23 protein-coding genes and 1 tRNA gene are annotated in these 25,870 nt (G+C 39.6%); 19 read left to right on the top strand and 5 right to left on the bottom strand.

Going from position 1 to position 25,870, the window contains the following annotated elements; all coding sequences use genetic code 11:
* From J671_RS07980 to J671_RS07925, 12 genes are all read left to right on the top strand, one after another.
* Positions 1-397: elongation factor Tu (locus J671_RS07980; RefSeq protein ID WP_031981914.1), on the top strand; the 397-nt coding region annotated here is incomplete at its 5' end.
* Positions 398-457: 60 nt separating this feature from the next.
* A tRNA-Trp gene (locus J671_RS07975) sits at positions 458-533 on the top strand.
* 75 nt (positions 534-608) lie between these two features.
* Positions 609-1,049, top strand: coding sequence for a preprotein translocase subunit SecE (gene secE, locus J671_RS07970; RefSeq protein ID WP_002157045.1), 441 nt, complete (start codon positions 609-611; stop codon positions 1,047-1,049).
* 7 nt (positions 1,050-1,056) lie between these two features.
* On the top strand, positions 1,057-1,590 hold the full coding sequence (gene nusG / locus J671_RS07965) for a transcription termination/antitermination protein NusG (protein ID WP_002115092.1): 534 nt from the start codon (positions 1,057-1,059) through the stop codon (positions 1,588-1,590).
* A gap of 109 nt (positions 1,591-1,699) precedes the next feature.
* The gene (gene rplK / locus J671_RS07960) at positions 1,700-2,128 is read left to right on the top strand and encodes a 50S ribosomal protein L11 (protein ID WP_001074682.1); all 429 of its coding nucleotides are present in this window, start codon (positions 1,700-1,702) and stop codon (positions 2,126-2,128) included.
* A 3-nt stretch (positions 2,129-2,131) separates the two neighbouring features.
* Positions 2,132-2,827 (top strand): 50S ribosomal protein L1, encoded by a 696-nt coding sequence (rplA, locus tag J671_RS07955; RefSeq protein WP_002156922.1) that lies wholly within the window; start codon positions 2,132-2,134, stop codon positions 2,825-2,827.
* A gap of 319 nt (positions 2,828-3,146) precedes the next feature.
* Positions 3,147-3,653, top strand: coding sequence for a 50S ribosomal protein L10 (gene rplJ, locus J671_RS07950; RefSeq protein ID WP_002157004.1), 507 nt, complete (start codon positions 3,147-3,149; stop codon positions 3,651-3,653).
* A 42-nt stretch (positions 3,654-3,695) separates the two neighbouring features.
* Positions 3,696-4,067 carry a 50S ribosomal protein L7/L12 gene (rplL, locus tag J671_RS07945; protein WP_001229360.1) on the top strand — a complete coding sequence of 124 codons (372 nt, stop codon included), beginning with the start codon at positions 3,696-3,698 and terminating at the stop codon, positions 4,065-4,067.
* A 304-nt stretch (positions 4,068-4,371) separates the two neighbouring features.
* Positions 4,372-8,460, top strand: a complete 4,089-nt coding sequence (rpoB, locus tag J671_RS07940) for a DNA-directed RNA polymerase subunit beta (protein ID WP_002156925.1) — start codon at positions 4,372-4,374, stop codon at positions 8,458-8,460.
* An 86-nt stretch (positions 8,461-8,546) separates the two neighbouring features.
* Positions 8,547-12,740, top strand: coding sequence for a DNA-directed RNA polymerase subunit beta' (gene rpoC / locus J671_RS07935; RefSeq protein WP_002053534.1), 4,194 nt, complete (start codon positions 8,547-8,549; stop codon positions 12,738-12,740).
* Positions 12,741-12,906: 166 nt separating this feature from the next.
* On the top strand, positions 12,907-13,272 hold the full coding sequence (locus tag J671_RS07930; protein WP_002157021.1) for a hypothetical protein: 366 nt from the start codon (positions 12,907-12,909) through the stop codon (positions 13,270-13,272).
* Between the two features lie 212 nt (positions 13,273-13,484).
* On the top strand, positions 13,485-13,841 hold the full coding sequence (locus J671_RS07925; RefSeq protein WP_023187972.1) for a hypothetical protein: 357 nt from the start codon (positions 13,485-13,487) through the stop codon (positions 13,839-13,841).
* Between the two features lie 42 nt (positions 13,842-13,883).
* On the opposite strand, the gene J671_RS0104250 is transcribed toward J671_RS07925, so the two are convergent.
* Entirely contained in the window at positions 13,884-14,369 is a 486-nt protein-coding gene (locus J671_RS0104250; protein ID WP_002156984.1) for a DUF4442 domain-containing protein, read from the bottom strand.
* Between the two features lie 117 nt (positions 14,370-14,486).
* Here J671_RS0104250 and J671_RS07920 point away from each other — a divergent pair, with 117 nt between their 5' ends.
* From J671_RS07920 to htpG, 5 genes are all read left to right on the top strand, one after another.
* On the top strand, positions 14,487-15,365 hold the full coding sequence (locus tag J671_RS07920) for an alpha/beta fold hydrolase (RefSeq protein ID WP_079377774.1): 879 nt from the start codon (positions 14,487-14,489) through the stop codon (positions 15,363-15,365).
* A gap of 104 nt (positions 15,366-15,469) precedes the next feature.
* Entirely contained in the window at positions 15,470-16,894 is a 1,425-nt protein-coding gene (locus tag J671_RS07915) for a Na+/H+ antiporter family protein (protein ID WP_031981912.1), read from the top strand.
* A gap of 328 nt (positions 16,895-17,222) precedes the next feature.
* Positions 17,223-17,804 (top strand): OmpW/AlkL family protein, encoded by a 582-nt coding sequence (locus J671_RS07910; RefSeq protein ID WP_002156917.1) that lies wholly within the window; start codon positions 17,223-17,225, stop codon positions 17,802-17,804.
* Positions 17,805-17,987: 183 nt separating this feature from the next.
* Positions 17,988-18,341 (top strand): lysozyme inhibitor LprI family protein, encoded by a 354-nt coding sequence (locus J671_RS07905; protein WP_004883592.1) that lies wholly within the window; start codon positions 17,988-17,990, stop codon positions 18,339-18,341.
* A 102-nt stretch (positions 18,342-18,443) separates the two neighbouring features.
* Positions 18,444-20,363 carry a molecular chaperone HtpG gene (htpG, locus tag J671_RS07900; protein WP_004710874.1) on the top strand — a complete coding sequence of 640 codons (1,920 nt, stop codon included), beginning with the start codon at positions 18,444-18,446 and terminating at the stop codon, positions 20,361-20,363.
* 84 nt (positions 20,364-20,447) lie between these two features.
* Here htpG and J671_RS07895 read toward each other — a convergent pair whose 3' ends face one another.
* The 3 genes from J671_RS07895 to J671_RS07885 all read right to left on the bottom strand — a co-directional run bounded on the left by J671_RS07895 (position 20,448) and on the right by J671_RS07885 (position 23,674).
* Positions 20,448-21,350 (bottom strand): hypothetical protein, encoded by a 903-nt coding sequence (locus tag J671_RS07895; RefSeq protein ID WP_004883589.1) that lies wholly within the window; start codon positions 21,348-21,350, stop codon positions 20,448-20,450.
* Between the two features lie 122 nt (positions 21,351-21,472).
* Positions 21,473-22,612, bottom strand: coding sequence for a hypothetical protein (locus J671_RS07890; protein ID WP_004710872.1), 1,140 nt, complete (start codon positions 22,610-22,612; stop codon positions 21,473-21,475).
* 351 nt (positions 22,613-22,963) lie between these two features.
* Entirely contained in the window at positions 22,964-23,674 is a 711-nt protein-coding gene (locus J671_RS07885) for a DsbA family oxidoreductase (protein WP_031981911.1), read from the bottom strand.
* Between the two features lie 177 nt (positions 23,675-23,851).
* Here J671_RS07885 and J671_RS07880 point away from each other — a divergent pair, with 177 nt between their 5' ends.
* The gene (locus J671_RS07880) at positions 23,852-24,610 is read left to right on the top strand and encodes a hypothetical protein (protein WP_002156981.1); all 759 of its coding nucleotides are present in this window, start codon (positions 23,852-23,854) and stop codon (positions 24,608-24,610) included.
* Positions 24,611-24,631: 21 nt separating this feature from the next.
* Here the strand turns inward: J671_RS07880 and J671_RS07875 are convergent, their stop codons facing one another.
* A complete protein-coding gene (locus J671_RS07875; protein ID WP_031981909.1) occupies positions 24,632-24,997 on the bottom strand; it encodes a MerR family transcriptional regulator in 366 nt (121 codons plus the stop codon).
* 71 nt (positions 24,998-25,068) lie between these two features.
* Between J671_RS07875 and J671_RS07870 the strand changes: the two genes are divergently transcribed.
* A complete protein-coding gene (locus tag J671_RS07870; protein WP_068791255.1) occupies positions 25,069-25,716 on the top strand; it encodes an RBBP9/YdeN family alpha/beta hydrolase in 648 nt (215 codons plus the stop codon).
* Positions 25,717-25,870: the final 154 nt, after the last annotated feature.

Genomic DNA, 25,870 nt, shown 5'->3' with positions numbered 1-25,870 from the left:
TAAACTTCTTGACGAAGGCCGTGCAGGCGAGAACTGTGGTGTATTACTTCGTGGTACTAAGCGTGAAGATGTACAACGTGGTCAAGTACTTGCTAAACCAGGTACAATCAAGCCGCACACTAAATTCGACGCAGAAGTATACGTACTTTCTAAAGAAGAAGGTGGTCGTCACACTCCATTCTTAAATGGTTACCGTCCACAGTTCTACTTCCGTACAACTGACGTAACTGGTGCGATCCAGTTGAAAGAAGGCGTTGAAATGGTAATGCCAGGTGACAACGTTGAAATGTCAGTAGAATTAATCCACCCAATCGCAATGGACCCAGGTCTACGTTTTGCGATCCGTGAAGGTGGTCGTACTGTAGGTGCTGGTGTTGTTGCGAAAGTAACTGCATAAGCATAATATAGTGACGTATTACGTCTCAAGTTGAGAGCTTTGGCTCTCAACTTGCTTTATAGGTCAGTAGTTCAATTGGTAGAGCGTCGGTCTCCAAAACCGAATGTTGGGGGTTCGAGTCCCTCCTGACCTGCCATATTTTGAAATAAAAAGCTTGATGCTGGCTTAGTTGTTCATATAATAAGTCGCGAGTTCTACGACGAGTACAAAAATGTCGAATGATAAATCGCGTGACGCATTGAGCGACGCGCCAATTCCTCAAAGAAATAATTCTGCTGAAGTTGTTCGTACTGGTTCGCCTTTAGATATCGTTCTATGGGTGATAGCAATTGCATTATTGCTCTCGGCTACCATGGTGAATCAGCATTTACCAGCGTATTGGGCCCCTGCAAATAATGTATGGGTGCGCGTTGGGGTAATTTTTGCTTGTATCGTTGTGGCTTTAGGTTTATTATACGCCACCCATCAAGGTAAAGGCTTCGTTCGTTTGCTGAAAGATGCACGAGTCGAATTGCGTCGAGTAACTTGGCCAACAAAACAAGAAACAGTCACTACATCGTGGCAGGTTCTATTGGTTGTAGTTGTTGCATCGTTAGTATTATGGTGCTTTGACTATGGTTTGGGTTGGTTAATTAAGTTGATTATCGGGTAAAAGAGCTATGAAACGTTGGTACATTATTCATGCCTACTCTGGTTATGAAAAACAAGTGATGCGTTCACTTACAGAACGAATCCAGCGTAGCGCTGTTGCCGATAGCTTTGGTGATGTCCTAGTTCCTACCGAAGAAGTGGTGGAAATGAAGGATGGTAAGAAACGTAAATCTGAGCGTAAATTCTTTCCTGGCTATGTGTTAGTTGAAATGGAAATGAATGATGATACTTGGCACATTGTTAAAGAATGTCCAAAAGTATTAGGTTTTATCGGGGGTACACCTGAAAAACCTGCGCCAATCACTCAACGTGAAGCAGATGCGATTCTTGCGCGTGTACGTAATACTGGTGAAGCTCCACGTCCTAAGACGATGTTTGAACCAGGTGAAGAATTACTCGTTATTGACGGTCCATTCACAGACTTTAAAGGTGTGGTGGAAGAGGTTCAATACGACAAGTCACGTTTAACGTTGACGATTAACGTGTTTAATCGACCAACTCAGGTTGAACTCGAATTTCGCCAAGTCGAAAAAACGATTTAATCTTAATTGGTTGAAAAGCGCCCGATTTTATCGGGCATTGTTGTTGTAACAGTATTGTTACGTAGAAATTGGGGAGCCTAACGGCGCCTGTACCCAGAGGTATTTTAAAATGGCTAAGAAGATTGACGGCTATATCAAGCTGCAAGTTCCAGCTGGTAAAGCAAATCCATCTCCACCAATTGGTCCTGCACTAGGTCAACGTGGTGTAAACATCATGGCATTCTGTAAAGAATTCAATGCTGCTACACAAAAAGTTGAACCAGGTCTTCCAATTCCTGTAGTGATTACTGTGTACAACGACAAGTCGTTCACATTCATCATGAAAACTCCTCCAGCTTCTATTCTTCTTAAGAAAGCTGCTGGTATCCAAAAGGGTTCATCTGTACCTAACAAAACTAAAGTTGGTAAGTTGACTCGTGCTCAATTAGAAGAAATCGCGACTACTAAAGAACCAGACTTAACTGGTGCTGATTTAGACGCGCGTGTTCGTACCATTGCTGGTTCTGCACGTTCTATGGGCTTGGAAGTGGAGCTATAAGACATGGCAAAGTTAACTAAACGTCAAAAAGCCATTGCTGCTGCTGTAGAAGCAAACAAAGTTTACACTTTGGAAGAAGCAGTACAGGTTCTTAACAGCTTGCCTGCTGCAAAGTTCAAAGAATCTTTAGACATCTCTGTAAACCTTGGCGTAGATCCACGTAAATCTGATCAGGTTGTTCGTGGTGCTACTACATTACCTGCAGGTACTGGTAAAACTGTACGTGTAGCTGTATTTGCTCAAGGCGCTCAAGCAGAAGCTGCTAAAGAAGCTGGTGCTGATGTTGTAGGTTTTGATGACCTTGCTGAAAGCATCCAAGGTGGAAACCTTGACTTTGATGTTGTGATCGCTGCTCCAGACGCTATGCGTGTTGTTGGTAAGCTCGGTACAATTCTTGGTCCACGTGGTTTAATGCCAAACCCTAAAGTAGGTACTGTAACTCCTGATGTTGCGAATGCTGTTAAAAACGCAAAATCTGGTCAGGCTCGTTACCGTGTAGACAAAGCGGGTATTATCCACGCTGCGATTGGTCAAGTTGGCTTTGATGCTGCTGCAATCCGTCAAAACGTTGAAACTTTAGTTGCTGACTTGAAAAAGTTAAAACCTGCAACTTCTAAAGGTGTATACATCAAAAAGATCACTTTGAGCTCAACTATGGGTCCTGGTCTTACTGTTGATGTAAACAACGTTTCTAACTAAGTTTTAACTTAGTTCTGTACAGAATTTTAAAGTCCTGATCGAGTAGGTAGCAAAAATAGAAATAAGTTTCTATTTTTGCGCAGTTAAAGCAACGCTTTGACTCTTGCTTATCAGGCGGACTTTGAATTGATGAATGAGAATTTATCAGCGTCAAAGACCTCAGGCGAGAAGGCGTTATTTTCGGATAGCGGCTTTTCTTAATAATCCAGCCTGCGTAGACGCGGTGGTGTGATTTGTTCCTCCTCCGCGTGTAAGTCGAAAGGCTTACGAATTGGGAGTGTGCCCATTGGGTGCATAAATCACCTTAGGAGGTTTTACAATGGCTCTTCTTATCGAAGACAAAAAACAGATCGTTTCAGAAGTAAGTGAAGTTGCTTCTAAAGCGTTTGCAGCCGTTGTTGCTGACTATCAAGGTTTAAGCGTAGAGCAATTAACAACACTTCGTGTTGAAGCTCGTAAGTTAGGTGTAACTACACGTATCGTACGTAACACTTTGGCTAAGCGCGCATTCCAAGGTACTCAATTTGATATCTTGAACGACAACCTTGTTGGTCCAACAATTCTAGGTTTTTCAACTTCTGAAGATGACATGGGTGCAGCTGCACGCTTGTTTGAAGAATTTGCAAAAACTAACAAAGCATTTGAATTAAAAGCTGCTGCATTTGACGGCAAAGTTTATCAAGGTGCTGATGTTAGCGTAATTGCTAATCTTCCAAACCAAGAGAAAGCGCTTACTATGCTTGCCTCTGTTCTTCAAGCTCCTATTTCGAAATTGGGTCGCCTCATTACAGCGCTCAAAGAGAAAAACGAGTCAGAAGCTGCTTAATCAATTTTACACACCATTCAATATCCATTTGGAGTTATTCTCATGGCTTTAACTAACGAAGAAATCTTAAACGCAGTTGCTGAAAAAACTGTTCTTGAACTTGTTGAATTAATTTCTGCTTTCGAAGAGAAATTCAACGTTTCAGCTGCAGCTGTTGCTGTTGCTGCTCCAGCTGGTGGCGCTGCTGCAGCTGCTGAAGAACAATCTGAATTCAACGTTGAGTTGACTTCTTTCGGTGCTAACAAAGTAGCTGTTATTAAAGCAGTTCGTGAAGCAACTGGCCTTGGTCTTAAAGAAGCTAAAGACCTAGTTGAAGGTGCTCCTCAAGTTCTTAAAGAAGGCGTTTCTAAAGAAGAAGGCGAAGAACTTAAGAAGAAACTTGAAGAAGCTGGTGCTACAGTTACACTTAAGTAATTGTAAAAGGAGTCGGTTTTTAAATCGGCTCCATAAAATGGCTGATGGCTCTTGGGTCATCAGCCTTTTTGCGTTACAATAATCGGCTCGATTTTTGTTAGTTTTGTTTGATTTTTAGAAAAATCTAAATAAAACAAGAAATTTCAAATGTTTACCAATATTTTTCTTTTTTAAAAATATTGTTAAGCGTTTTTATACCACTAAAAATTGCAGCATTTGTAAACAGTGGTGGCCATATCGGCCTGCGTAATTCCTTCTGAGCCCGTTCTGCAGGCGGGCTTAGTTTACTTTCCGAGGACTCCAGATGGCATACTCATATACCGAAAAGAAACGGATCCGTAAGAATTTTGGTAAATTGCCCCAAGTAATGGATGCACCGTACTTACTATCGATTCAGGTCGATTCGTACAGAACATTCTTGCAAGATGGCAAAACTCCAAAAAACCGCGAAGATATCGGTCTCCAAGCCGCATTTCGTTCAGTTTTTCCTATCGAAAGTTATTCTGGCAATGCTGCTTTAGAATTTGTTGAGTATAGCCTTGGTAAACCTGAGTTCGATGTACGCGAATGTATTCTTCGTGGTTCGACTTATGCGGCACCAATGCGCGTTAAAATTCGTTTGATTATTAAAGATCGCGAAACTAAATCAATTAAAGACGTACGTGAACAAGAAGTCTATATGGGTGAAATTCCACTCATGACTGAAAACGGTACCTTTGTTATCAATGGTACTGAGCGTGTAATCGTATCTCAATTACACCGTTCACCAGGCGTATTCTTTGACCATGATAAAGGTAAGACTCACTCAAGTGGTAAAGTGTTGTATTCAGCACGTATCATTCCTTACCGTGGTTCATGGTTAGACTTTGAATTTGATGCAAAAGACCTTGTTTACGTACGTATTGACCGTCGTCGTAAATTACTTGCTACTGTTGTGTTGCGTGCACTAGGTTATAACAATGAACAAATCTTGAATTTGTTCTACGAAAAAGTACCTGTGTATCTTGACATGGGTAGCTATCAAATTGACCTTGTTCCTGAGCGTTTACGTGGTGAAATGGCTCAATTTGATATTGCTGACAATGAAGGTAAAGTCATTGTTGAGCAAGGCAAACGTATTAATGCGCGTCACGTACGTCAAATGGAAGCTGCAGGTTTAACTAAACTTTCAGTTCCTGATGAATACTTATATGAACGTATTACGGCTGAAGATATTACTTTACGTGATGGTGAAGTAATTGCTGCAAATACGTTGTTAAGCCATGAAGTAATGGTGAAGTTGGCAGAAGGTGGTGTTAAACAATTTAACATCCTATTCACGAACGACATCGACCGTGGTTCATTTGTTGCTGATACATTGCGTGCAGACACAACAGCGGGACGTGAAGAAGCATTAGTAGAAATCTACAAAGTGATGCGTCCAGGCGAGCCGCCAACAAAAGAAGCTGCTGAAAACCTATTCAATAACTTATTCTTCTCTTCTGAGCGTTATGACTTATCTCCAGTAGGTCGTATGAAGTTCAACCGTCGTCTAGGTCGTCCTTACGAAGTTGGTACTGATCAAAAATCTCGTGAAGTTGAAGGTATTTTATCGCACGAAGATATCATCGATGTATTACGTACGTTGGTTGAAATCCGTAACGGTAAAGGCGAAGTAGACGATATCGACCATTTAGGTAACCGTCGTGTACGTTCTGTTGGTGAAATGACAGAGAACCAATTCCGTGTTGGTTTAGTACGTGTTGAGCGTGCTGTTAAAGAGCGTTTAAGCCAAGCAGAAACTGATAACTTGTCTCCACAAGACTTGATTAATGCTAAGCCAGTTGCTGCTGCAATCAAAGAATTCTTTGGTTCAAGCCAGTTATCTCAATTCATGGACCAAAACAACCCATTATCTGAGATTACACATAAGCGTCGTGTATCTGCGCTTGGCCCAGGTGGTTTAACACGTGAACGTGCAGGCTTTGAAGTACGTGACGTACATCAAACTCACTATGGTCGTGTGTGTCCAATTGAAACGCCTGAAGGTCCAAACATTGGTTTGATTAACTCGCTTTCTGTATATGCAAAAGCGAATGACTTCGGTTTCTTGGAAACACCATACCGTAAAGTTGTAGATGGTCGTGTAACTGATGATGTTGAATATTTATCTGCAATTGAAGAAGTAGGTACTGTTATTGCACAGGCCGACTCAGCAGTAGATAAAGATGGCAACTTAACAGAAGAATTTGTTTCTGTTCGTCACCAAGGTGAATTCGTACGTATGCCACCTGAAAAAGTGACGCATATGGACGTTTCTGCACAGCAGGTTGTATCTGTTGCTGCATCACTTATTCCATTCCTTGAACACGATGACGCGAACCGTGCATTGATGGGTTCGAACATGCAACGTCAGGCTGTTCCTACTTTACGTGCTGACAAGCCTCTTGTTGGTACTGGTATGGAAGCGAACGTAGCACGTGATTCGGGTGTGTGTGTAATCGCAAACCGTGGTGGTGCAATTGAATATGTAGATGCTTCTCGTATCGTTATTCGTGTAAACGAAGATGAAATGGTTGCAGGTGAGGCAGGTGTAGATATCTATAACCTCATCAAATATACACGTTCGAACCAAAATACTTGTATTAACCAAAATGTTATCGTGAATTTGGGCGACAAAGTTGCTCGTGGTGACATCTTGGCAGATGGTCCGTCAACAGACATGGGTGAACTTGCGCTTGGTCAAAACATGCGTGTAGCGTTCATGACATGGAATGGTTACAACTATGAAGACTCGATCTTATTATCTGAGCGTGTTCTTCAAGAAGACCGTTTAACTTCTATTCATATTCAAGAATTGTCATGTGTGGCTCGTGATACTAAGTTAGGTGCAGAAGAAATTACTGCCGATATTCCTAACGTAGGTGAAGCTGCGCTTTCTAAACTTGATGAATCAGGTATCGTTTATATCGGTGCTGAAGTTACTGCTGGTGACATCTTAGTTGGTAAAGTAACGCCTAAAGGCGAAACTCAGTTAACTCCTGAAGAAAAATTGCTTCGTGCAATCTTTGGTGAAAAAGCTGCTGACGTTAAAGATTCATCTTTACGTGTTCCATCTGGTACTAAAGGTACAGTTATCGACGTTCAAGTCTTCACTCGTGATGGCTTAGAGAAAGATGACCGTGCATTAGCGATTGAAAAAGCACAGCTTGATTCTTATCGTAAAGACTTGAAAGAAGAATATAAAATCTTCGAAGAAGCGGCTCGTGAACGTGTAATCCGTTTACTTAAAGGCCAAGAGTCTAATGGCGGTGGTTCAACTAAACGTGGCGATAAACTTTCTGAAGATTTATTGTCTGGTTTAGAGCTTGTTGATTTACTTGAAATTCAACCGACAGATGAAGCAATCGCTGAGCGTTTAACTCAGATTCAAGTGTTCTTGAAAGAGAAGAGCGCAGAAATCGATGAGAAATTCGCTGAGAAGAAACGTAAGCTTGCAACAGGTGATGAGTTAACAACTGGCGTATTGAAAGTTGTTAAAGTTTACTTAGCTGTTAAACGTCGTATTCAGCCTGGTGATAAGATGGCTGGTCGTCATGGTAACAAGGGTGTTGTTTCTAACATCTTACCTGTTGAAGACATGCCACACGATGCGAACGGTGTACCTGTAGATATCGTATTGAACCCGTTGGGCGTACCATCTCGTATGAACGTGGGTCAGATTCTCGAGACTCACTTGGGTATGGCGGCTAAAGGGCTTGGTGACAAAATCGAAAAAATGTTGAAAGAACAGCGTACAGTTTTAGAACTACGTGAATTCTTAGACAAGATTTATAACAAAGTCGGTGGCGAGCAAGAAGATCTTGATAGCTTGACTGATGATGAAATCCTAGCACTTTCAGGCAACTTGCGTGCTGGTGTTCCTTTGGCTACTCCTGTATTTGATGGTGCTGAAGAAAGTCAAATTAAAGATTTACTTGAGTTGGCTGACATTTCACGTACAGGTCAAACAGTATTGTTTGATGGACGTACAGGTGAACAGTTTGACCGTCCAGTAACTGTTGGTTACATGTACATGTTGAAGTTGAACCACTTAGTTGATGACAAGATGCATGCGCGTTCAACTGGTTCTTACTCATTAGTTACACAACAACCGCTTGGTGGTAAAGCACAATTCGGTGGTCAGCGTTTCGGTGAGATGGAAGTATGGGCACTTGAAGCATACGGTGCAGCATATACACTCCAAGAAATGCTCACAGTGAAGTCGGATGACGTTGAAGGCCGTACTCGCATCTATAAGAATATTGTAGATGGTAACCATTATATGGATCCGGGTATGCCTGAATCGTTCAACGTATTGACCAAAGAGATCCGTTCTTTAGGTATCAACATTGAACTGAAAAATGGTGATTAAGTCGTAAGACTCACGATTTTTTAGGAAAAAACAATATTTGTGACCCAGTCGGGTAAGCGAGGCTTCCCGACACACGGAGAAAAAAATTGAAAGACTTGCTCGATATCATGCGTAAGAAAACGGATTCAGATGGTCATGCGCCAGTTGAGTTCGACCGTATCCGTATTGGTCTTGCGTCACCAGAAATGATTAAGTCATGGTCTCATGGTGAAGTTAAAAAACCTGAGACGATCAACTATCGTACGTTCAAGCCAGAACGTGACGGTTTATTCTGTGCCAAAATCTTTGGTCCAGTAAAAGATTACGAATGCTTGTGTGGTAAATACAAGCGTATGAAATACAAAGGCGTCATTTGTGAAAAATGTGGCGTTGAAGTAACTACAGCGAAAGTTCGTCGTGAACGTATGGGTCACATTGAACTTGCTTCTCCAGTTGCGCATATCTGGTTCTTAAAATCGTTACCTAGCCGTATCGGTTTATTACTTGATATGACACTTCGTGATATCGAACGTGTATTGTATTTCGAATCATATGTTGTTACTGATCCTGGCATGACGCCTTTCGAAAAGTATCAACTTCTTAATGACGAAGAATACTTTACAGCTTTAGAAGAGCACGGTGACGAGTTCGTTGCAAAAATGGGTGCGGAAGCAGTTCAAGACTTGTTGAAAGACATTGATCTTGAAGCTGAGATTGCTCGTTTACGTGAAGAAATTCCTCAAACAACTTCTGAAACGAAGTTGAAAAAAGCATCTAAACGCTTGAAATTGATGGAAGCATTCAAAGACTCGAACAACAAGCCAGAATGGATGGTAATGAATGTACTTCCGGTGCTTCCACCAGATTTACGTCCATTAGTTCCACTTGAAGGTGGTCGTTTCGCGACTTCTGACTTGAACGATTTATATCGTCGTGTAATTAACCGTAACAACCGTTTGAAGCGTCTTCTTGACCTTGCAGCGCCGGACATCATCGTGCGTAACGAAAAACGTATGTTACAAGAGTCTGTAGATGCGTTGCTTGATAACGGTCGTCGTGGTCGTGCAATTACTGGTTCTAACAAACGTCCATTAAAATCTTTGGCAGACATGATCAAAGGTAAACAAGGTCGTTTCCGTCAGAACTTGTTAGGTAAGCGTGTTGACTACTCTGGTCGTTCGGTAATTACTGTAGGTCCTACTTTACGTCTTCACCAATGTGGTCTTCCGAAGAAAATGGCACTTGAATTATTCAAGCCATTCATTTTCGCGAAATTACAAGCTTCAGGTCAGGCAACAACCATTAAAGCTGCGAAGAAAATGGTTGAGCGTGAGACTCCGGAAGTTTGGGACGTTCTTGCATCTGTAATTCGTCAACACCCAGTAATGTTGAACCGTGCGCCAACACTTCACCGTTTAGGTCTTCAAGCATTTGAACCTATTCTTATTGAAGGTAAGGCAATCCGTCTTCACCCACTCGTTTGTGCTGCGTTTAACGCCGACTTCGATGGTGACCAAATGGCGGTACACGTTCCATTGACACTTGAAGCACAGTTAGAAGCTCGTGCATTGATGATGTCAACAAACAACATCTTGTCACCAGCAAACGGTGAGCCAATTATCGTTCCTTCTCAGGACGTTGTCTTGGGTCTTTACTACATCACACGTGATGCAGTAAATGCTAAAGGTGAAGGCATGGTGTTTGCGGATACTCACGAAGTAAACCGTGCACTTGCAACTGGTCAAGTTGCGATTCATGCTCGTGTTAAAGTACGTGTGCATCAAACTGTTATCAATGAAAATGGTGAGCGTGAACAGCAAACTATTATTGTTGATACGACACCAGGTCGTTGCTTACTTTGGGAAGTTGTTCCAGAAGGTTTAAGCTTTGACATGATCAACCTTGAGATGACTAAAAAGAACATCTCTAAGTTAATCAACTCTTGCTACCGTAAACTTGGTTTGAAAGATACAGTTATCTTTGCTGACCAGTTAATGTACTTGGGCTTCCGTCAAGCGACTCGTTCAGGTGTATCTGTAGGTATGGAAGACATGTTAATTCCACCTACGAAACACACAATTATTGATAAAGCTGAAACAGAAGTTCGTGAAATCGAACAACAGTTCGAACAAGGTTTCGTAACTGCTGGTGAGCGTTATAACAAAGTTGTCGATATTTGGGCGCGTACAAACGACCAAGTTGCGAAAGCGATGATGGATAACTTGTCTTACACACTTGTGAAAAACAAACAAGGTGAAGACGAGAAGCAAAAATCATTCAACAGCATCTATATGATGTCTGACTCTGGTGCCCGTGGTAGTGCGGCGCAGATTCGTCAGCTTGCTGGTATGCGTGGTTTGATGGCAAAACCGGATGGCTCGATTATTGAGACACCGATTAAAGCGAACTTCCGTGAAGGTTTAACAGTACTTCAGTACTTTATTTCTACACACGGTGCGCGTAAAGGTTTGGCCGATACAGCATTGAAAACAGCGAACTCTGGTTACTTGACTCGTCGTCTTGTAGACGTAGCACAAGACTTGGTAATTACTGAGCCTGATTGTGGTACAAATGGCGGCCTAGTAATGACTCCATTCATTCAAGGTGGTGATGTCATCGAGCCATTACGTGACCGTGTATTAGGTCGTGTAACTGCTGAAGATGTACGTCGTGCCTCTGATGATGAAGTTGTATTACCTCGCGGTACGTTAATTGACGAGAAAATCGCAGCTCAGCTTGAAGAAGCTGGTGTCGATGAAGTTAAAGTACGTTCAGTAATCGCATGTGAATCTACATTCGGTGTATGTGCTCGTTGTTATGGTCGTGACCTTGCACGTGGTCACTTGGTGAACCCAGGTGAATCAGTAGGTGTAATGGCTGCGCAATCAATTGGTGAGCCAGGTACACAGTTAACGATGCGTACGTTCCACGTAGGTGGTGCTGCGAGCCGAACTTCTGCTGCAAACAGTGTTCAAGTACGTAACAAAGGTACTGTACGTTTCCACAACGTGAAAACTGTACAACACGCGAAAGGTCACTTGGTTTCAGTTTCACGTTCAGGTGAAATTGGTATTGCCGATGAGTTAGGTCGTGAGCGTGAGCGTTATAAACTTCCTTACGGTGCAAGCATCTTGTTGAAAGATGGTGAAGTCGTTGAGGCAGGTGGTATCGTTGCAACTTGGGATCCGCATACACATCCATTAGTAACAGAAGTTGCTGGTAAAGCACGTTTCAGCCAAATCGCTGATGGTGTAACTGCAACATCGAAAACTGATGATGCAACTGGTATGACAACTGTTGAAATCTTGCCTGTAACAGCACGTCCTGCTTCTGGTAAAGATTTACGTCCAGCAATCGTATTGGATACGGCTGATGGCGGCGAACAGTTCTACTTCTTGCCACAAAACACAATTGTTACCGTTCGTGATGGCGAAACAATTGGTGTGGGTGACGTTATTGGTCGTGTACCACAAGAATCTTCACGTACTCGTGATATTACCGGTGGTCTTCCACGTGTTGCTGACTTGTTCGAAGCACGTAAGCCGAAAGAACATGCGATCTTGGCAGAAGTGTCTGGTATCGTAAGCTTTGGTAAAGAGACTAAAGGTAAGAACCGTTTAGTAATTACTCCAGATGACGGTTCAGAAATTTACGAAGAGTTGATTCCAAAATGGCGTCAAATCAACGTGTTTGAAGGTGAACATGTGAACCGTGGTGAAACCATTTCTGATGGTCCACAAAATCCACATGACATCTTACGCTTGAAAGGCGAAGTTGCTTTAACTAACTACATCGTGAACGAAGTTCAAGACGTTTACCGTCTCCAAGGTGTAAAAATCAACGATAAGCACATTGAAGTTATCGTACGTCAAATGTTGCGTAAAGTTGATATCATCGATGGTGGTGATACAAGCTTCATTAAAGGCGAACAAGTGGATTACATCCGCGTCGTTCAAGAGAACCAAGCTGTCTTGGCTCAGAACAAGTTCCCTGCGAAGTTTGAACGTCAATTGATGGGTATTACGAAAGCATCGCTTTCTACTGACTCGTTCATCTCTGCTGCATCGTTCCAGGAAACAACTCGTGTGTTAACTGAAGCGGCTGTAACAGGTAAAGAAGATGATTTACGCGGCTTGAAAGAAAACGTTGTAGTGGGTCGCTTGATTCCAGCTGGTACTGGTCTTGCATACCACTTAGAACGTCGTCGTCAAGAAGCAGAAGCTGCAGAACATGAGCTTCATAATGACTTCAGCGAAGTAGACCAAGCATTTAGCCAAGCTTTAAACTCAGAACAATTCTAAGCTTAAAGTTTTATTAAAAAGACGCCTTAGGGCGTCTTTTTTGTGGAAAAAATAAGCTATTTTTACAAAAGTCTATTAAAGCACTCTTAATCTATTACTTAATGAGAAAAAACTCTCCATGAAAGCATACTATCCTAGGCACAACTGAGTAGAGGAGTAGCTTTCAATGAAAAAAATGATGATGATTGCAGGTGTGGGTCTGATGTCAACCACTCTATTTGTAGGTTGCCAAAATGCAAGTCCAGAAAGTAAACGTATTGGTTCTGCAGCTATTGGTGGCGGTGCAGGGGGTGCGGTAGGTAAACATGTAGGCGGTAATATTGGTGCAGGTTTAGGGGCAGCTCTTGGCGCAGGCGTTGCAGCAAATGCAAAAGGGTCTAACAGTAAAACTGTACGTAACAGTGCAATTGGTGCCGGTGTTGGTGCAATCTTAGGTGGAGCAGTGATTGGTGGTGATGCTGGTGCTGCTGCAGGCGGTGCACTTGGTGGTAGTGCGGGTGCGGCCTATGAAGAGAAAAAAGGGAAATACTAAAAGTACCTTTAAACATATTTAAACTAGAAGCTCTTTATAAAATAAGAGCTTCTATTTTCTTTGCTTATTAGATTGAAATTTAAATAATAACTAGACCTAGAATGCTTTTACAAAATATCAATCTATTGCCACAGTGCGATAACATAAACTGATCAAATTCCTCATAAAAGAAGATTATGCTTTGATTAGAGCACAATGGAGTGAGTATGGTCATGAAAAAAACAATTGGTTTAATTTCTACTTTAATGTTATCTGCATTCATGTTCACTGGTTGTCAGAATATGAGTCCATCTGATCAGCGTATTGGTGCTGCAGCATTAGGCGGTGCTGTTGGTGGTGGTGTCGGTAACCATGTCGGTGGCGGTCTAGGTGCTGGTGTAGGTGCAGCAGCTGGTGCGGGTGTAGGTGCGAATGCTAAGGGTAGTAATAAGAGTTCCACAACAAGTAGTGCTATCGGTGCCGGTATTGGATCTGTAGTAGGGAAAGCCATTTTTGGTGGTGATACAGGCGCTGCGATTGGTGGTGCACTTGGTGGTGGTGCCGGCGCTGCGATTGAAGAAAAGCGTTAGAATTTACTAAAATAAAAATAAGTGCCTTTAGGCACTTATTTTTTATGGGTATAAGGCTTTTGCCTTTTTTCTACGGATATATAGTGTCTTTTGTACTTCAGCAATTCTCACACCTGATTCATCAAAAATATTTAAATGATATGTTCTAAGCACTGGAGCATAGTTCTCGGCAAGTTCTCGAATCTGTTCAATTTCTGCTAAGTCAACTCGAATGTCAGCATAAACAGTGCTTCGCCCAGGCGATAAAAAATTAATCTCAGCCGCTTTATCCCAAACTATATATTTTGATCCAAGGTGATGCATAAGAATCAGCATATAAAATGGATCAACCATAGAATAAAGACTACCCCCAAAATGAGTACCTACCAGATTTTGGTTTTTCCAGGTCAGTGGCATTTTTACCCGAACATGACAGAGCTCTAAATTCATGATTTCAATATGAATCCCTGCACCTCGGTAGGGAGGATAATAATTAAATAAGAATTTAGAAATTGAGGGAATGTTCTGAAGTTTTTTTAAAATAGCCATAATAGTCAATTTTTTTTATTGCAACACTGGTCATACTAGATAAGTATCATCTTTTTTATATTGATGGCAATGCTTTATCCGATTAACGACATGATCGATTGAAAAACAAAATAGGAAATGATTATGCAGCCAAAGATTTATACAGTAACAACAAGTGATCAACAAACTCTATGCGCTAAGGCTTGGGGTGATGAGAAAAATACTCCATTAGTTTTAGTACATGGTTATCCAGATAATCAGGAAGTATGGGAATCGGTCATTGAGCATTTGATCAATGATTTTTATATTGTTACTTATGATGTCCGTGGAGCGGGTTTGTCATCTATTCCTAAACGAATACGAGATTATCGTTTAGAACGTTTATCTTTAGACTTACAAGAAGTCGTCGATGAAGTACTCCCAAATCGACAGTTCCATATGGCTGCCCATGATTGGGGATCAATTCAGTCTTGGGAGTCTGCAACTGAACCTAAATTTAAAGGCCGTTTACTCTCTTATACAACCATTTCTGGTCCTTGTTTAGATCATGCTGCGCTGTTCTTAAGAGATAAATTTAAAACGACGCCTGCAAAAATCTTAAAAATACTAACAAAATCATGGTATATCGGTGCTTTCCATTTACCATTAATTGCTCCGACGGTCTGGTCTCTTTTTACTCCAGAAAAATGGGGCAAAATATTAAAAGACTTAGAGAGAAAAGATAATTTACCGTTAAATAGTAATATTGCTGCTGATGGTAAATACGGGATTAATTTATATCGTGCGAATTTTATTCCTCGCTTAACAACTCCTCGCCAGCGTTATGCACAGTGTCCAGTCAAAGCAATAATTTTAAAATACGATACTTTTGTGAGTCCTGAATATATTACGGAAGCAATGCCAAAATGGGTTGAAAACTTTGAGTATGTTGAGCTTGAAGCAAACCATTGGGCGATTCTGAGTCAGGCTGAAAAAGTGGCAGGACATATTCGTCAGTTCATCGAATCACAAAGTTAATAAATGTCTGTTTAATTTACAAAACTGATAATTTGGCGATATTTTCGGCTTCGTAGATGTGAATCTGATAGAATATCGCCTTTTGTTTTGTTCTGAATTTGTTCATGAATGCTGTTGTTGTGGCGATTGCTGTGATGTTTTTACTATCACTAGCACGCGTTTCTGTCGTATTGACATTAGTGGTCTCTGCCATTGTTGGTGGTCTTGTCGCGGGTTTAAGTCTTTCTCAAACAGTTGAAGCTTTTAATGCTGGTCTTGGTGATGGAGCCGAAGTTGCTCTCGCTTATGCTGTATTAGGTGCATTTGCACTCGCTCTCTCTAAATCGGGTTTACCCGACCTGCTTGCTCATAAACTTATTGGTCTGTTGGGAATGGAAGCGGGGAAAAGCCGTGAAACCAAAGTAAAATATTTACTCTTAGGTATTTTACTTATTGCTGCCATTTTCTCTCAAAACCTCATACCGGTTCATATCGCATTTATTCCTGTACTGGTGCCGCCATTATTACGAGTCATGAATCATTTAAAACTAGACCGCCGTGCAGCAGCTTGTGTCCTGACTTTAGGTTTAGTAGGTACTTATATTTTTCTACCCGTTGGCTTTGGTGCGATTTTCCTTGAACAAATTTTGATGGGGAATATCAACAAAATCGGTGCTGCTTATGGCTTGCATGTAGAACGTGGGATGATGCCAATTGGCATGGCTATTCCAGTTTTAGGTATGGTTTTAGGTACTTTAGTTGCAGTATTTATTAGTTACCGTAAGCCAAGAATTTATGCGGACCGTGCCATTACCCCTGTAGCTACCATTGATTTAGACAAACCTCTGCGTGCAACAGCGCAAGATGAAACAGTAGATCTAAAAGCAGATGCAGAAGAACTTAAACACGAAGCAGAGCAAGCCCCTGTAATTGCGAAAAAAACAATTTTTATGGCTTTGCTCGCGATTGGTCTTACCTTAGTTGCACAGCTTTATTCCGGCTCAATGATTTTGGGTGGTTTAGTAGGCTTTGCGGTTCTGTCTACAGCCGGCATTTTTAAATGGCAAGATGCAGATGATGTCTTTGTACAAGGCATGCGAATGATGGCTCTAGTAGGCTTTATTATGATCTCTGCCGCCGGTTTCGCTTCAGTCATGACGCATACAGGAGATATCAATCAACTGGTTAAAGGAGTGGTTGAAATCATTGGTGATAATCGTGCGCTCGCGGCTTTCTTAATGCTGAGTATTGGTTTATTTGTCACGATTGGTATTGGTTCATCTTTTTCAAGTGTGCCTGTTTTAGCAGTTATTTATGTACCTTTATGTGTACAGTTTGGTTTCTCGCCATTAGCGACAATTGCACTGATTGGTACAGCGGCGGCTTTAGGCGATGCTGGATCTCCAGCTTCCGATTCTACCTTAGGACCAACAGCTGGTTTAGGGGTCGATGGACAACATGACCATATTTGGGATACCGTCATTCCAACATTTATCCACTTTAATATTCCATTGTTAGTTTTTGGTTGGATTGCAGCCATGGTTTTATAAGTTTTTTATAATATATTAAATTAAAACCTTCTTAATAATTATCTTAAGATAAGCATTAAGAAGGTTTTTTTATGCTCTAAATAAAATATGTATTTAAAATAAATTATATTAAAATACTCGGAATTTAAAGTATATTAAAAAGGTTGGTTATATAAAATAATTCTGATTAATTAAGTTGGAATAAAAACCAATTAAAATAGTTGGTTAATATATATTTTTATTTAAAACAGTTATTTAAAAATAAATATAAAAATAATTTTATAATGGGTGTTGCATCAATTTAAAATAAATGTTTATTATAAATATAAATAAGGTTGGAGATATTAACGTGTTCAAAAAAGCTTTGATTATTGCATTAATGGGGATGTCTTCATTTACTTTTGCTGGTAATTGGCAAGTAAAATTTGGGGGTAGTGTTATTGCTCCATCTGACGATACAACAACTGCTTTAGGTGTAGTAAAAGCTGATCATGAATATGCATTTACACCATCAGTTGAATACTTTTTTGGTGAATCACCTTTTTCGGCAGAATTATTATTAGCAGCGCCGGTTAATCATGATGTTTTATTAGATGGTAAAAATGTAGCACGTATTAAACAATTACCTCCGACAATTACCGCAAAATATCATTTTAAAAACTCAACTCGTTTCACACCGTATATTGGTATCGGGGCGACAGCATTTATTCCTTGGGATGAGCAAGGTGTTGCTGACAAAGTAAAAGAAGATTTTGGTGTAGCTGGACAAGTTGGTTTTAACTTCCAACCTGCTGATGCGAAAAATTGGGGTGTATTTGTAGATGTTCGCTATGCGGATATTAGCCCAGAAGTTACTTTAACAAATGGTGCTAAATTCGACTTGGATATTAATCCGTTTGTTTACACTTTAGGTTATAGCTATAAATTTTAAGCATAATAATAAATAGAAAAAATATAATAACAAACCTAGACTCAGGCACCTCACATAGATTTTATGTGAGGTTTTTTATTTTATTGCTCTCACTAAAAAAAGCATAAAACAGACAGTTTTATACATATTCTTTTGGTCTTTATTTTTAAACTATTTTTTATATATCTTTAAAGGAATAACCTCATGAATAGAAAATTTGCCATAGGTCTAGCACTTTTTAGTGGCATTACTCTTGCTCATAATGTACAGGCTGCTAGTTTTTCCTGTGATGCTGCAAAAACTAAGACTGAGCTGAGTATTTGCAAAAATCGTTCTTTAAATGATGCTGATGTCAAAATGGCAACAACATATCAAATTGTTTTACATGCATTGCCAATGGGTGGCCGTGATAATCAAAAAGATACACAGCAGCAGTGGTTAAAAAAAAGAAATGCTTGTGCAGCTAATGTAAGTTGTATTTCTAAAGCTTATCAGCAGAGACAACAACAATTGGACTCTATCTTGCAAGATAGGGTACTAAGTCATGGTCCGTTTTAATTAAAGAAAAATTTTTTAATATTCAGGATTGAAAAATTGTAGAAGTACTCCATTCATAAAGCATTCGAGAACAAACAAACTTCAAAATTTAAGGAGTGATTTATGAGTGAACAAGCATCACAAAATTATAGTTTCCAAGCAGAAGTAGCCCAGCTTTTACATTTAGTGACGCATTCTCTCTATTCGAACCCTGAAATTTTCTTACGTGAACTTATCTCTAATGCATCTGATGCATGTGATAAGTTGCGTTTTGAAGGAATTAATCATCCTGAATATTATGAAAATGATCCGGACTTACATGTACGCATCAGCTTAAACAAAGAAGATAAAACTTTAACGATTTCTGATAACGGTATTGGATTAAGCCAACAAGAAGCAATTGATAACTTGGGTACTATTGCAAAATCAGGCACTAAAGACTTCATGTCAAAATTAACGGGCGACCAGAAAGCGGATGCTCAGTTGATTGGTCAGTTTGGTGTTGGTTTCTACTCAGGTTTTATTGTTGCCGATAAAATTACAGTTGAATCACGCCGCGCAGGTCTCGATGCTTCTGAAGGGGTGCGTTGGATCAGCGGTGGCACAGGTGAGTTTGAAGTTCAGCAAATTGATAAAGCTTCACGCGGTACTGACATTATTCTTCACTTGCGTGATGACGCGCTTGATTATTTAGAATCTTATAAAGTTAAGCAAATCGTTAATAAATACTCTGACCACATTAGCTTGCCAATTGAAATGCAAAAAGAAGTTTGGCAGGAAGAGGAGGTTGCTGAAGGTGAAGAGCCTAAAGGCGGCCAAATGGTCAAGACTGATGAATGGGAAGCGATTAACTCTGCAAGTGCTTTATGGACACGTAACAAGAGTGAAGTGACTGAAGAGCAATATGTTGAGTTCTATAAAAACTTAACTCATGACTTCGAAGCACCACTGGCTTGGGCACACAACCGTGTTGAAGGTAGCACCGAATATACCCAATTACTTTATATTCCAAGTAAAGCGCCACATGACATTTTTACACGTGAAGCAAAAGCGGGAATTAAGCTGTATGTAAAACGTGTTTTCATTATGGATGATGCGGATAATTTAATTCCAAACTATTTACGCTTTGTTCAAGGTGTCGTGGATAGCGCCGATTTACCGCTTAATGTCAGCCGTGAGTTGTTGCAAGAAAGCCGTGATGTTAAAACAATTCGTGAAGGTAACGCACGCCGTGTACTCACTTTGCTTGATGGCTTGGCTAAATCAGAAGATGAAAAAGACCAAGAAAAATTCAAGACCTTCTACACTGAGTTTGGTTCAGTGCTTAAAGAAGGCTTGGGTGAAGACTTTGGTAACCGTGAACGTATTTTAAAATTATTACGTTATGCAACTTCAACAAATGATGAAGTGGTAACTTCTTTTGCAGACTATAAAGCGCGCATGAAAGAAGGCCAAAAAGCCATTTATTACGTTACTGCTGACAGCTTAGCTGCTGCTAAAAACTCTCCACAGCTAGAGTTGTTTAAGAAAAAAGGCATTGAAGTATTGTTAATGGCAGAGCGTGTTGATGAGTGGGCAATGAACTTTGTTCATGAGTTTGACGGTACGCCATTAAAGAATGTATCTAAAGGCGCTGTTGATTTAGGTGACTTGCAAGATGCAGAAGAGAAAAAGGCACTAGAGCAAGCGGCTGAACAGTTTAAACCTGTTGTTGAGAAATTAAGTGACTCGTTGAAGGCCAAAACTAAAGAAGTCCGTGTAACAACCCGTTTGGTAGATTCTCCTGCGTGTTTAGTAACTAGTGAAGGGGAGTTGTCTCCTCAACTTATTCGTATGCTCAAACAAGCAGGACAAGCTGTACCTGAAATCAAGCCAATTTTAGAAATTAACCCTGAGCATCCTTTAGTGAAAAAACTTGAAGGTTCAGAACAATTTGATGATTTGGCAAACGTGATTTTTGATCAGGCTGTGATTGCAGAAGGTGGTTTACCAGAAGACCCTGCAGCTTATGTGAAGCGTATTAATAGCTTATTGTTGAAATAATATTTGATGTAAAAAAAGCCTCTGAACTGTCAGAGGCTTTTTTGTGGATAAAGAAAGAGTTATCCACAACTTGATGATTTTTGGCTAAAAATTAGCTTCTAAATTCATTTGAACACTAAGCTGATGTTTCGGGTCATCATCAATATGATTAAAAAAATTAAGATCATTTTGCATAAAAATCCAATCTCGCCATACGGGCTGGCGCCATGAAATATAAGGTCCCCAACTATTTACCCGCATGTCATTTTTGGTATATACACCGCCACTATAAATGCCGTAAGTCAGACTATTATCTTTTACGAACTCAAATTGTTGAAAAGTCCAATTGCCCCAGTTGAATTCTTCATTTTCACTCTTATTCACATTAAATTTGTTAGCGAACAGGGTGTTGTCTTGCATCTTTTGCGTTAAGTTTAGCGTGGTTTCAGTATAGTTTCGGCTGGTTGAGCCATAGCGAAAGACTTGTTCGGTATCTATGCTAATGTTATGTCTTAAATTCCATTTTTTCTTGGCAAGAAATTGTACATAAACATCACTTTCTGAATTTGAGCCTAAATCAAGATTATTTTCGAAAGGCATCCATGTTGAAATCGTATCCCAGCTTGCAGTAATTGGGTTACTGATCGAAATATGGGGTGTTGAAGCTTTCTTCTTTTTCTTACCCAAGGTTTTATAAGGTTGTTTGTGCTGGGTTGCACGGTTCCACAGCGTATCATTTCCAAACACGGCCATCAGGTCCTGAATGAGTGCTGCATCTGAATCATTATTATTTTCTACTTCACATGGTGAATTTGAAAAAGTTAGAGAATGACTTTTGCTTTTTATGAATAGGCTCGATGGATGTAGGGAGCGTCTCGTGGAGCGTTGATGCTTTAAGGACGTAGAGAAAAGCTGTGTATGAGGGATTAAAACCAACATACCTAAACTATAAATACAAAGTAGAGCTTTAGATTTATATTCAAATGACAAAGAAGAGAATTGATTCATTGTTCTGAAAATCAGGAATCAAAAGTTAGCTCAGTATTGTAAGGGAAAAAGCTTAAATTTTTATTTAAAAGTATTTTATTATTCATCACCTTGGAGATAACCTCCAAGGTGATCTTGCTCAATTAGAAAAGTGCTTCTAAACGTAAGAATGTGCTGACAAAATGGTTACGGTCTTCACGGTGGTCATTAAAGTAGTTGACGTCACCTTGTACAAAGAACCACTCACGTAAGAGCGGCTGACGCCATGATACAAATGGTCCCCAACTGTTTAAGCGTAAATCGTTGTCGTTGTAATAGCCACCTGTGTAAATACCATAGTTAAAACGGTTATTTGCAAAGAAACTATGTTCACGGAAAACTCGGTTTTCCCATGTTAAATCATCATCTTGATCGTCAGCATAAGTTAGGCTGAACTGATTTGATAAGATGGGTTGATTTGGACGAGCATGGGTGAGTTCCAAATTAGTACGTAAATAATTTTCACTATGAATGCCATAGCGATAAATTTCTTCAGCATAAAACTTAAAGTCATTACGGAGTTGCCAATCTCTTGATGCTTTTAAGCGAACATACACGTCGTCTCCAGAACGGATACCTAAGTCGGCATCTGTTTCAAACGGCAGTTTTTTGGAAAAATTCGACCAACGTAATGCGATTGAGCTGTTGTCATCTCGTGTTCGTTTAGTATCAAGTTTCTTATTTGAATCTTGATTTGGGTTCTGGTTAATATTGGCTGGACTATTATTAAATTCGTTATCTAAAGAGTCATCACCAAATACTACGCTTAAGCGTTTTTCTAGCGTCGGGAGTTTAATTTTACCGCGTATTCTTGGCTTAATTTCAAAGTTATCATATTCGTTCCAATAGTTATCAATCATGACTCGAATGGTAGCCGAAGCAGGCTTTTGAGGGTCGACTTCACCAAACCAGTTATCAATTTTTTCCGAAGTGTGATCGGCCCAATTTCGAATTTTCTTTTGCTTACGGTCAAACCAGGTCTGGTCTTCGGTCTGCTCGGTAGGTGGAACAATTGGTTGGTTGGACTGCTCCGGAAAAATCGTTGGAGTGGCATCAATCCACCTTGGAATTTGATCTAAAAGATTTTCATCTTTATTTTCTTCGGTTTGTACTCCAGATGACGAACCATTGACTTGTTGAGTTGAAGAAGAATTTACTTCTGCATGAGCCATGCATATAGAACCAAATCCCAATGTTACAAGTGCAAAAAGCTGTCGATACGTAATAACGTGAAATGTTTTCATATCTATCTTTATGTTTTGTTGTTATTGCCACTTTTGTTGATTTTTCTAATAAAATCAAGAGGACGACACAAAAGTTAAGTAAATTTAACTTTTCTTACATATTTGAAATAACTTAAAAAGTTTAAGCTATTAGCGAGAATTTTTAAGCAAAAAAAATCCCCCAAACTAGGGGGATTTTAGATCAAGGAAACTTCAAATTCCGATCATTAAACACATAAAAAACAGAACATTACAGCGCGAATATTCTAAGTGGCAATCATAAACGCATTTTAAGCAATTGAATAGTTCTTTTTTTAGAACGCTCTATTGCTAAAACGATGATAAAACATACGATTTGTTCACACTTTGCAATTAAGACTGTTTATTTTGTGGAATATCACATGTTTCATCATTACAAACAGCAACATCATCTTGCTCGATTTCTTCAGCATTTGCCTTGAGCTGTGCTTGTTCTAAGACTTGTAAAAACACTTCACGAGGTTGTGCGCCTGCAAGCGCAATTCTTTGATCAAATACAAAGAATGGTACGCCTGTTACATTAAGTTGCTCATGCGCAATCTTTTCGTCATGACGAACAAAGTCAGCCAATTCATTTGTATCGAGTACATATTCAACTTCGGCATTATCTAGGCCAATACGAGAAGCGATTTCTTCTACGACTTCGCGTTCGCCAATAGCTAAACCTTCAGTCATATAAGCATGAAAAAAGGCTTCTTTTGCTTCGTTACCTAAGCCTTTACTTTGAGCTAGGTGAATAATACGGTGAGCATTAAAGCTATTGCCTGAGTTGGCTTTTTGCCATTGGAAGTCGATTCCTTCAGAGGCAGCCATGGCCGCAATGTTGCGCTCCATTTCTTCCATCTCTTCATAGGTACGACCATATTTTTTCGCTAAACGCTCAGTATTTGAAGTGTCATGTGTCGCTGGTGCATTCGGATCTAACTCGAAACTATGCCAATGAATATCAAGTTCAATGCCAGCTTCAGCCGCGACATGCTCAAGGCGTTTTTTGCCGATGTAACAAAAAGGACAAACTACATCAGACCAGACATCAACACGCATGGGAGAATCTCATAAATTTTAATTACCCATCATAATAGGGATGATGTACAAGGATTTAAAGCATTGAATAGCGAATAGAGTGTTGCGTATTGTGAAATAAATGACATATAAAGAAGTAAGAGCTCTATTTCATAACTATAAAGAGCAAAACTATAAGAATGGAAATAGGAGGTGTGTATGCGCCGAATTTTGATTGCGATTGCAGGTTTGGTGGTAATTGCAGGTATTGTCTTTTTTTCCTATCAACATATTAAACAGCAACAAGCTAAAGACAGTAGCCAAATGTTCGATGTGGTGATGAATGAAAAAATGAGTGAACTTTATGAACAGGCTCAAGATTGGTCTAAACCTGTACAACTCGATATTCATGATAAACGGCTCGCAGGGCACTATAAGCAAGTCTCAGAATTTCTTTTAAGTTATTGGGTTCAAAATGTAAATGCGCGTAATGAATACTTAAGAGAATTAAAGGCTGCAAAATGGGATACTTTTTTAAATGTTGACCGTTTGGATATTGATAAAAAACAAAAATATGCTGAAACAGAAAAGATGTTAGCTGACGTTCGAAAAGCTTCAGATAAATACCAATCTGAATATGAAAAAATTCATAAAATCTTTCTCGCTAAAATACAGGAATTATCTGTTGATGCAGATACCAGACAACTTCTTGAAATGAAATTGGGAACTCAGCAAAAAGCTGATCAAGACCATACGATTTTTATGATTGAGCTGCAAATTTTAGATGACGCAGAGCAAATGTTTAAACTTCTAAAAAACTATTCGTGGCAAAAGAAAGACCATATGATTCTTTTTCATGAAAATGCTCAAGTTAAAAAATTTAACGAGCTTTACCAACATGTCTTAAAGCTTAATGCAAAAATTGAAAGTATTAAGAAAAAGAACGTGGCTGCTTTAGAAAATGAGTTAGAAGAATAATTACAGCATGAGCATCAACTACTATGTATTGGTGCTCTCAGCTTTGCCTTTTATCAAGAAAGATTGTAATAAACTTTGAGAAGTTTGTAGTTTGTTTAACTGCTCCGATACATGCATCAGCTCTGTTTGTAGCTTTTCTTGAACAATAGGGCAAAGCGTAAATACCCTTTCATCTAAATCAAAACATGGTAATAACACCTGAATGTCTTTTAGTGTCATACCTGCCTCATTTAATATTTTAATTTTATTAATATTTTCAATATCTTTTTGCGTATAACTTCGATAGTTATTGCTTGCACGATGCGGTTGTATTAGCCCTAAACTTTCATAATAACGCAGCATACGCGGACTGACTTTTGTAAGCTCGGCGACTTTAGCGAGGTTCATAAAATAGGCTTGACCTTAACAGTGGTGTCATAGTTTAGCATGTTTTTATCTTTCAAAATGGTACTTGTTCAATGATCAGAAAACTCATTTTATTGGTGTTATTCGGATGGATGTCATTTGTTGCAAATGCCAAAACACTGGAACTTCAGGAGAAGAACATGCGTCAAATATTTGTACTTCATGGTTATTCAGCTTCTATAAATGATCACTGGTTTTTGGACCTAAAACATCAAATAGAAGATGAATATACGGCTGTAACTTTAATACCATTTCCAGATTCTGAGCATCCCAATGTAGATGCTTGGCAGAAAGTTCTAGATGAACAGATTCCACAGGTTAATGAAAATACCTATTTTGTGGCACATAGTTTGGGTGTGATTACTTTGCTGCACTTTTTGCAAAGACATCATTATCAACATATTGGAGGAATGATTTTAGTATCCGGATTCTCTGGACCAATTGCAGATTCTTCACCCCTCACAGCTTATATAACAAAGAGCAAAGTCGATACCAATTACTTTAAGGGCATAAAGAAAAAGCTGGTGTATTTATCTGATAATGATGATTTGGTTCCACCAAAACTGACAGTTCAATTGGCTAAGGATATTGATGCGCCGTACATTACAGTTCCTAATGGCGGACATTTTTTAGGTCGGGAAGGTTATACGTCATTTCCTCAATTGGTCGACTCTTTAAAAGAAATGTTAGAGAATAAATAAAATCTATAAGATAAATCTCACCCTATAAATGGTTATAACTCATTTATAGGGTGGTTTTTCTATTCAGTTTTTTATTAAGAAAGTCCCTTACTATTACATTAAAAATTTTAATTATATTTACCGTTTATCTGAGCCTTACTGAATCAAAAAGCAG

Source organism: Acinetobacter sp. 1130196, assembly GCF_000588095.1.
In the GTDB taxonomy this organism is placed as follows: domain Bacteria; phylum Pseudomonadota; class Gammaproteobacteria; order Pseudomonadales; family Moraxellaceae; genus Acinetobacter; species Acinetobacter nosocomialis.
This window is presented reverse-complemented; position numbering and strand designations above follow the sequence as displayed.

Coding starts and splice junctions, on each gene's coding strand:
- J671_RS07885 (WP_031981911.1), bottom strand. CDS start 23,674: ATGCGTGTTGATGTCTGGTCTGATGTAGTTTGTCCTTTTTGTTACATC.
- nusG (WP_002115092.1), top strand. CDS start 1,057: ATGAAACGTTGGTACATTATTCATGCCTACTCTGGTTATGAAAAACAA.
- rplK (WP_001074682.1), top strand. CDS start 1,700: ATGGCTAAGAAGATTGACGGCTATATCAAGCTGCAAGTTCCAGCTGGT.
- secE (WP_002157045.1), top strand. CDS start 609: ATGTCGAATGATAAATCGCGTGACGCATTGAGCGACGCGCCAATTCCT.
- J671_RS07890 (WP_004710872.1), bottom strand. CDS start 22,612: ATGAAAACATTTCACGTTATTACGTATCGACAGCTTTTTGCACTTGTA.
- J671_RS07925 (WP_023187972.1), top strand. CDS start 13,485: ATGAAAAAAACAATTGGTTTAATTTCTACTTTAATGTTATCTGCATTC.
- rplA (WP_002156922.1), top strand. CDS start 2,132: ATGGCAAAGTTAACTAAACGTCAAAAAGCCATTGCTGCTGCTGTAGAA.
- J671_RS07880 (WP_002156981.1), top strand. CDS start 23,852: ATGCGCCGAATTTTGATTGCGATTGCAGGTTTGGTGGTAATTGCAGGT.
- rplJ (WP_002157004.1), top strand. CDS start 3,147: ATGGCTCTTCTTATCGAAGACAAAAAACAGATCGTTTCAGAAGTAAGT.
- J671_RS07905 (WP_004883592.1), top strand. CDS start 17,988: ATGAATAGAAAATTTGCCATAGGTCTAGCACTTTTTAGTGGCATTACT.
- rpoB (WP_002156925.1), top strand. CDS start 4,372: ATGGCATACTCATATACCGAAAAGAAACGGATCCGTAAGAATTTTGGT.
- rplL (WP_001229360.1), top strand. CDS start 3,696: ATGGCTTTAACTAACGAAGAAATCTTAAACGCAGTTGCTGAAAAAACT.
- J671_RS0104250 (WP_002156984.1), bottom strand. CDS start 14,369: ATGGCTATTTTAAAAAAACTTCAGAACATTCCCTCAATTTCTAAATTC.
- htpG (WP_004710874.1), top strand. CDS start 18,444: ATGAGTGAACAAGCATCACAAAATTATAGTTTCCAAGCAGAAGTAGCC.
- J671_RS07895 (WP_004883589.1), bottom strand. CDS start 21,350: ATGAATCAATTCTCTTCTTTGTCATTTGAATATAAATCTAAAGCTCTA.
- J671_RS07875 (WP_031981909.1), bottom strand. CDS start 24,997: ATGAACCTCGCTAAAGTCGCCGAGCTTACAAAAGTCAGTCCGCGTATG.
- J671_RS07915 (WP_031981912.1), top strand. CDS start 15,470: ATGAATGCTGTTGTTGTGGCGATTGCTGTGATGTTTTTACTATCACTA.
- J671_RS07870 (WP_068791255.1), top strand. CDS start 25,069: ATGATCAGAAAACTCATTTTATTGGTGTTATTCGGATGGATGTCATTT.
- J671_RS07920 (WP_079377774.1), top strand. CDS start 14,487: ATGATTATGCAGCCAAAGATTTATACAGTAACAACAAGTGATCAACAA.
- J671_RS07930 (WP_002157021.1), top strand. CDS start 12,907: ATGAAAAAAATGATGATGATTGCAGGTGTGGGTCTGATGTCAACCACT.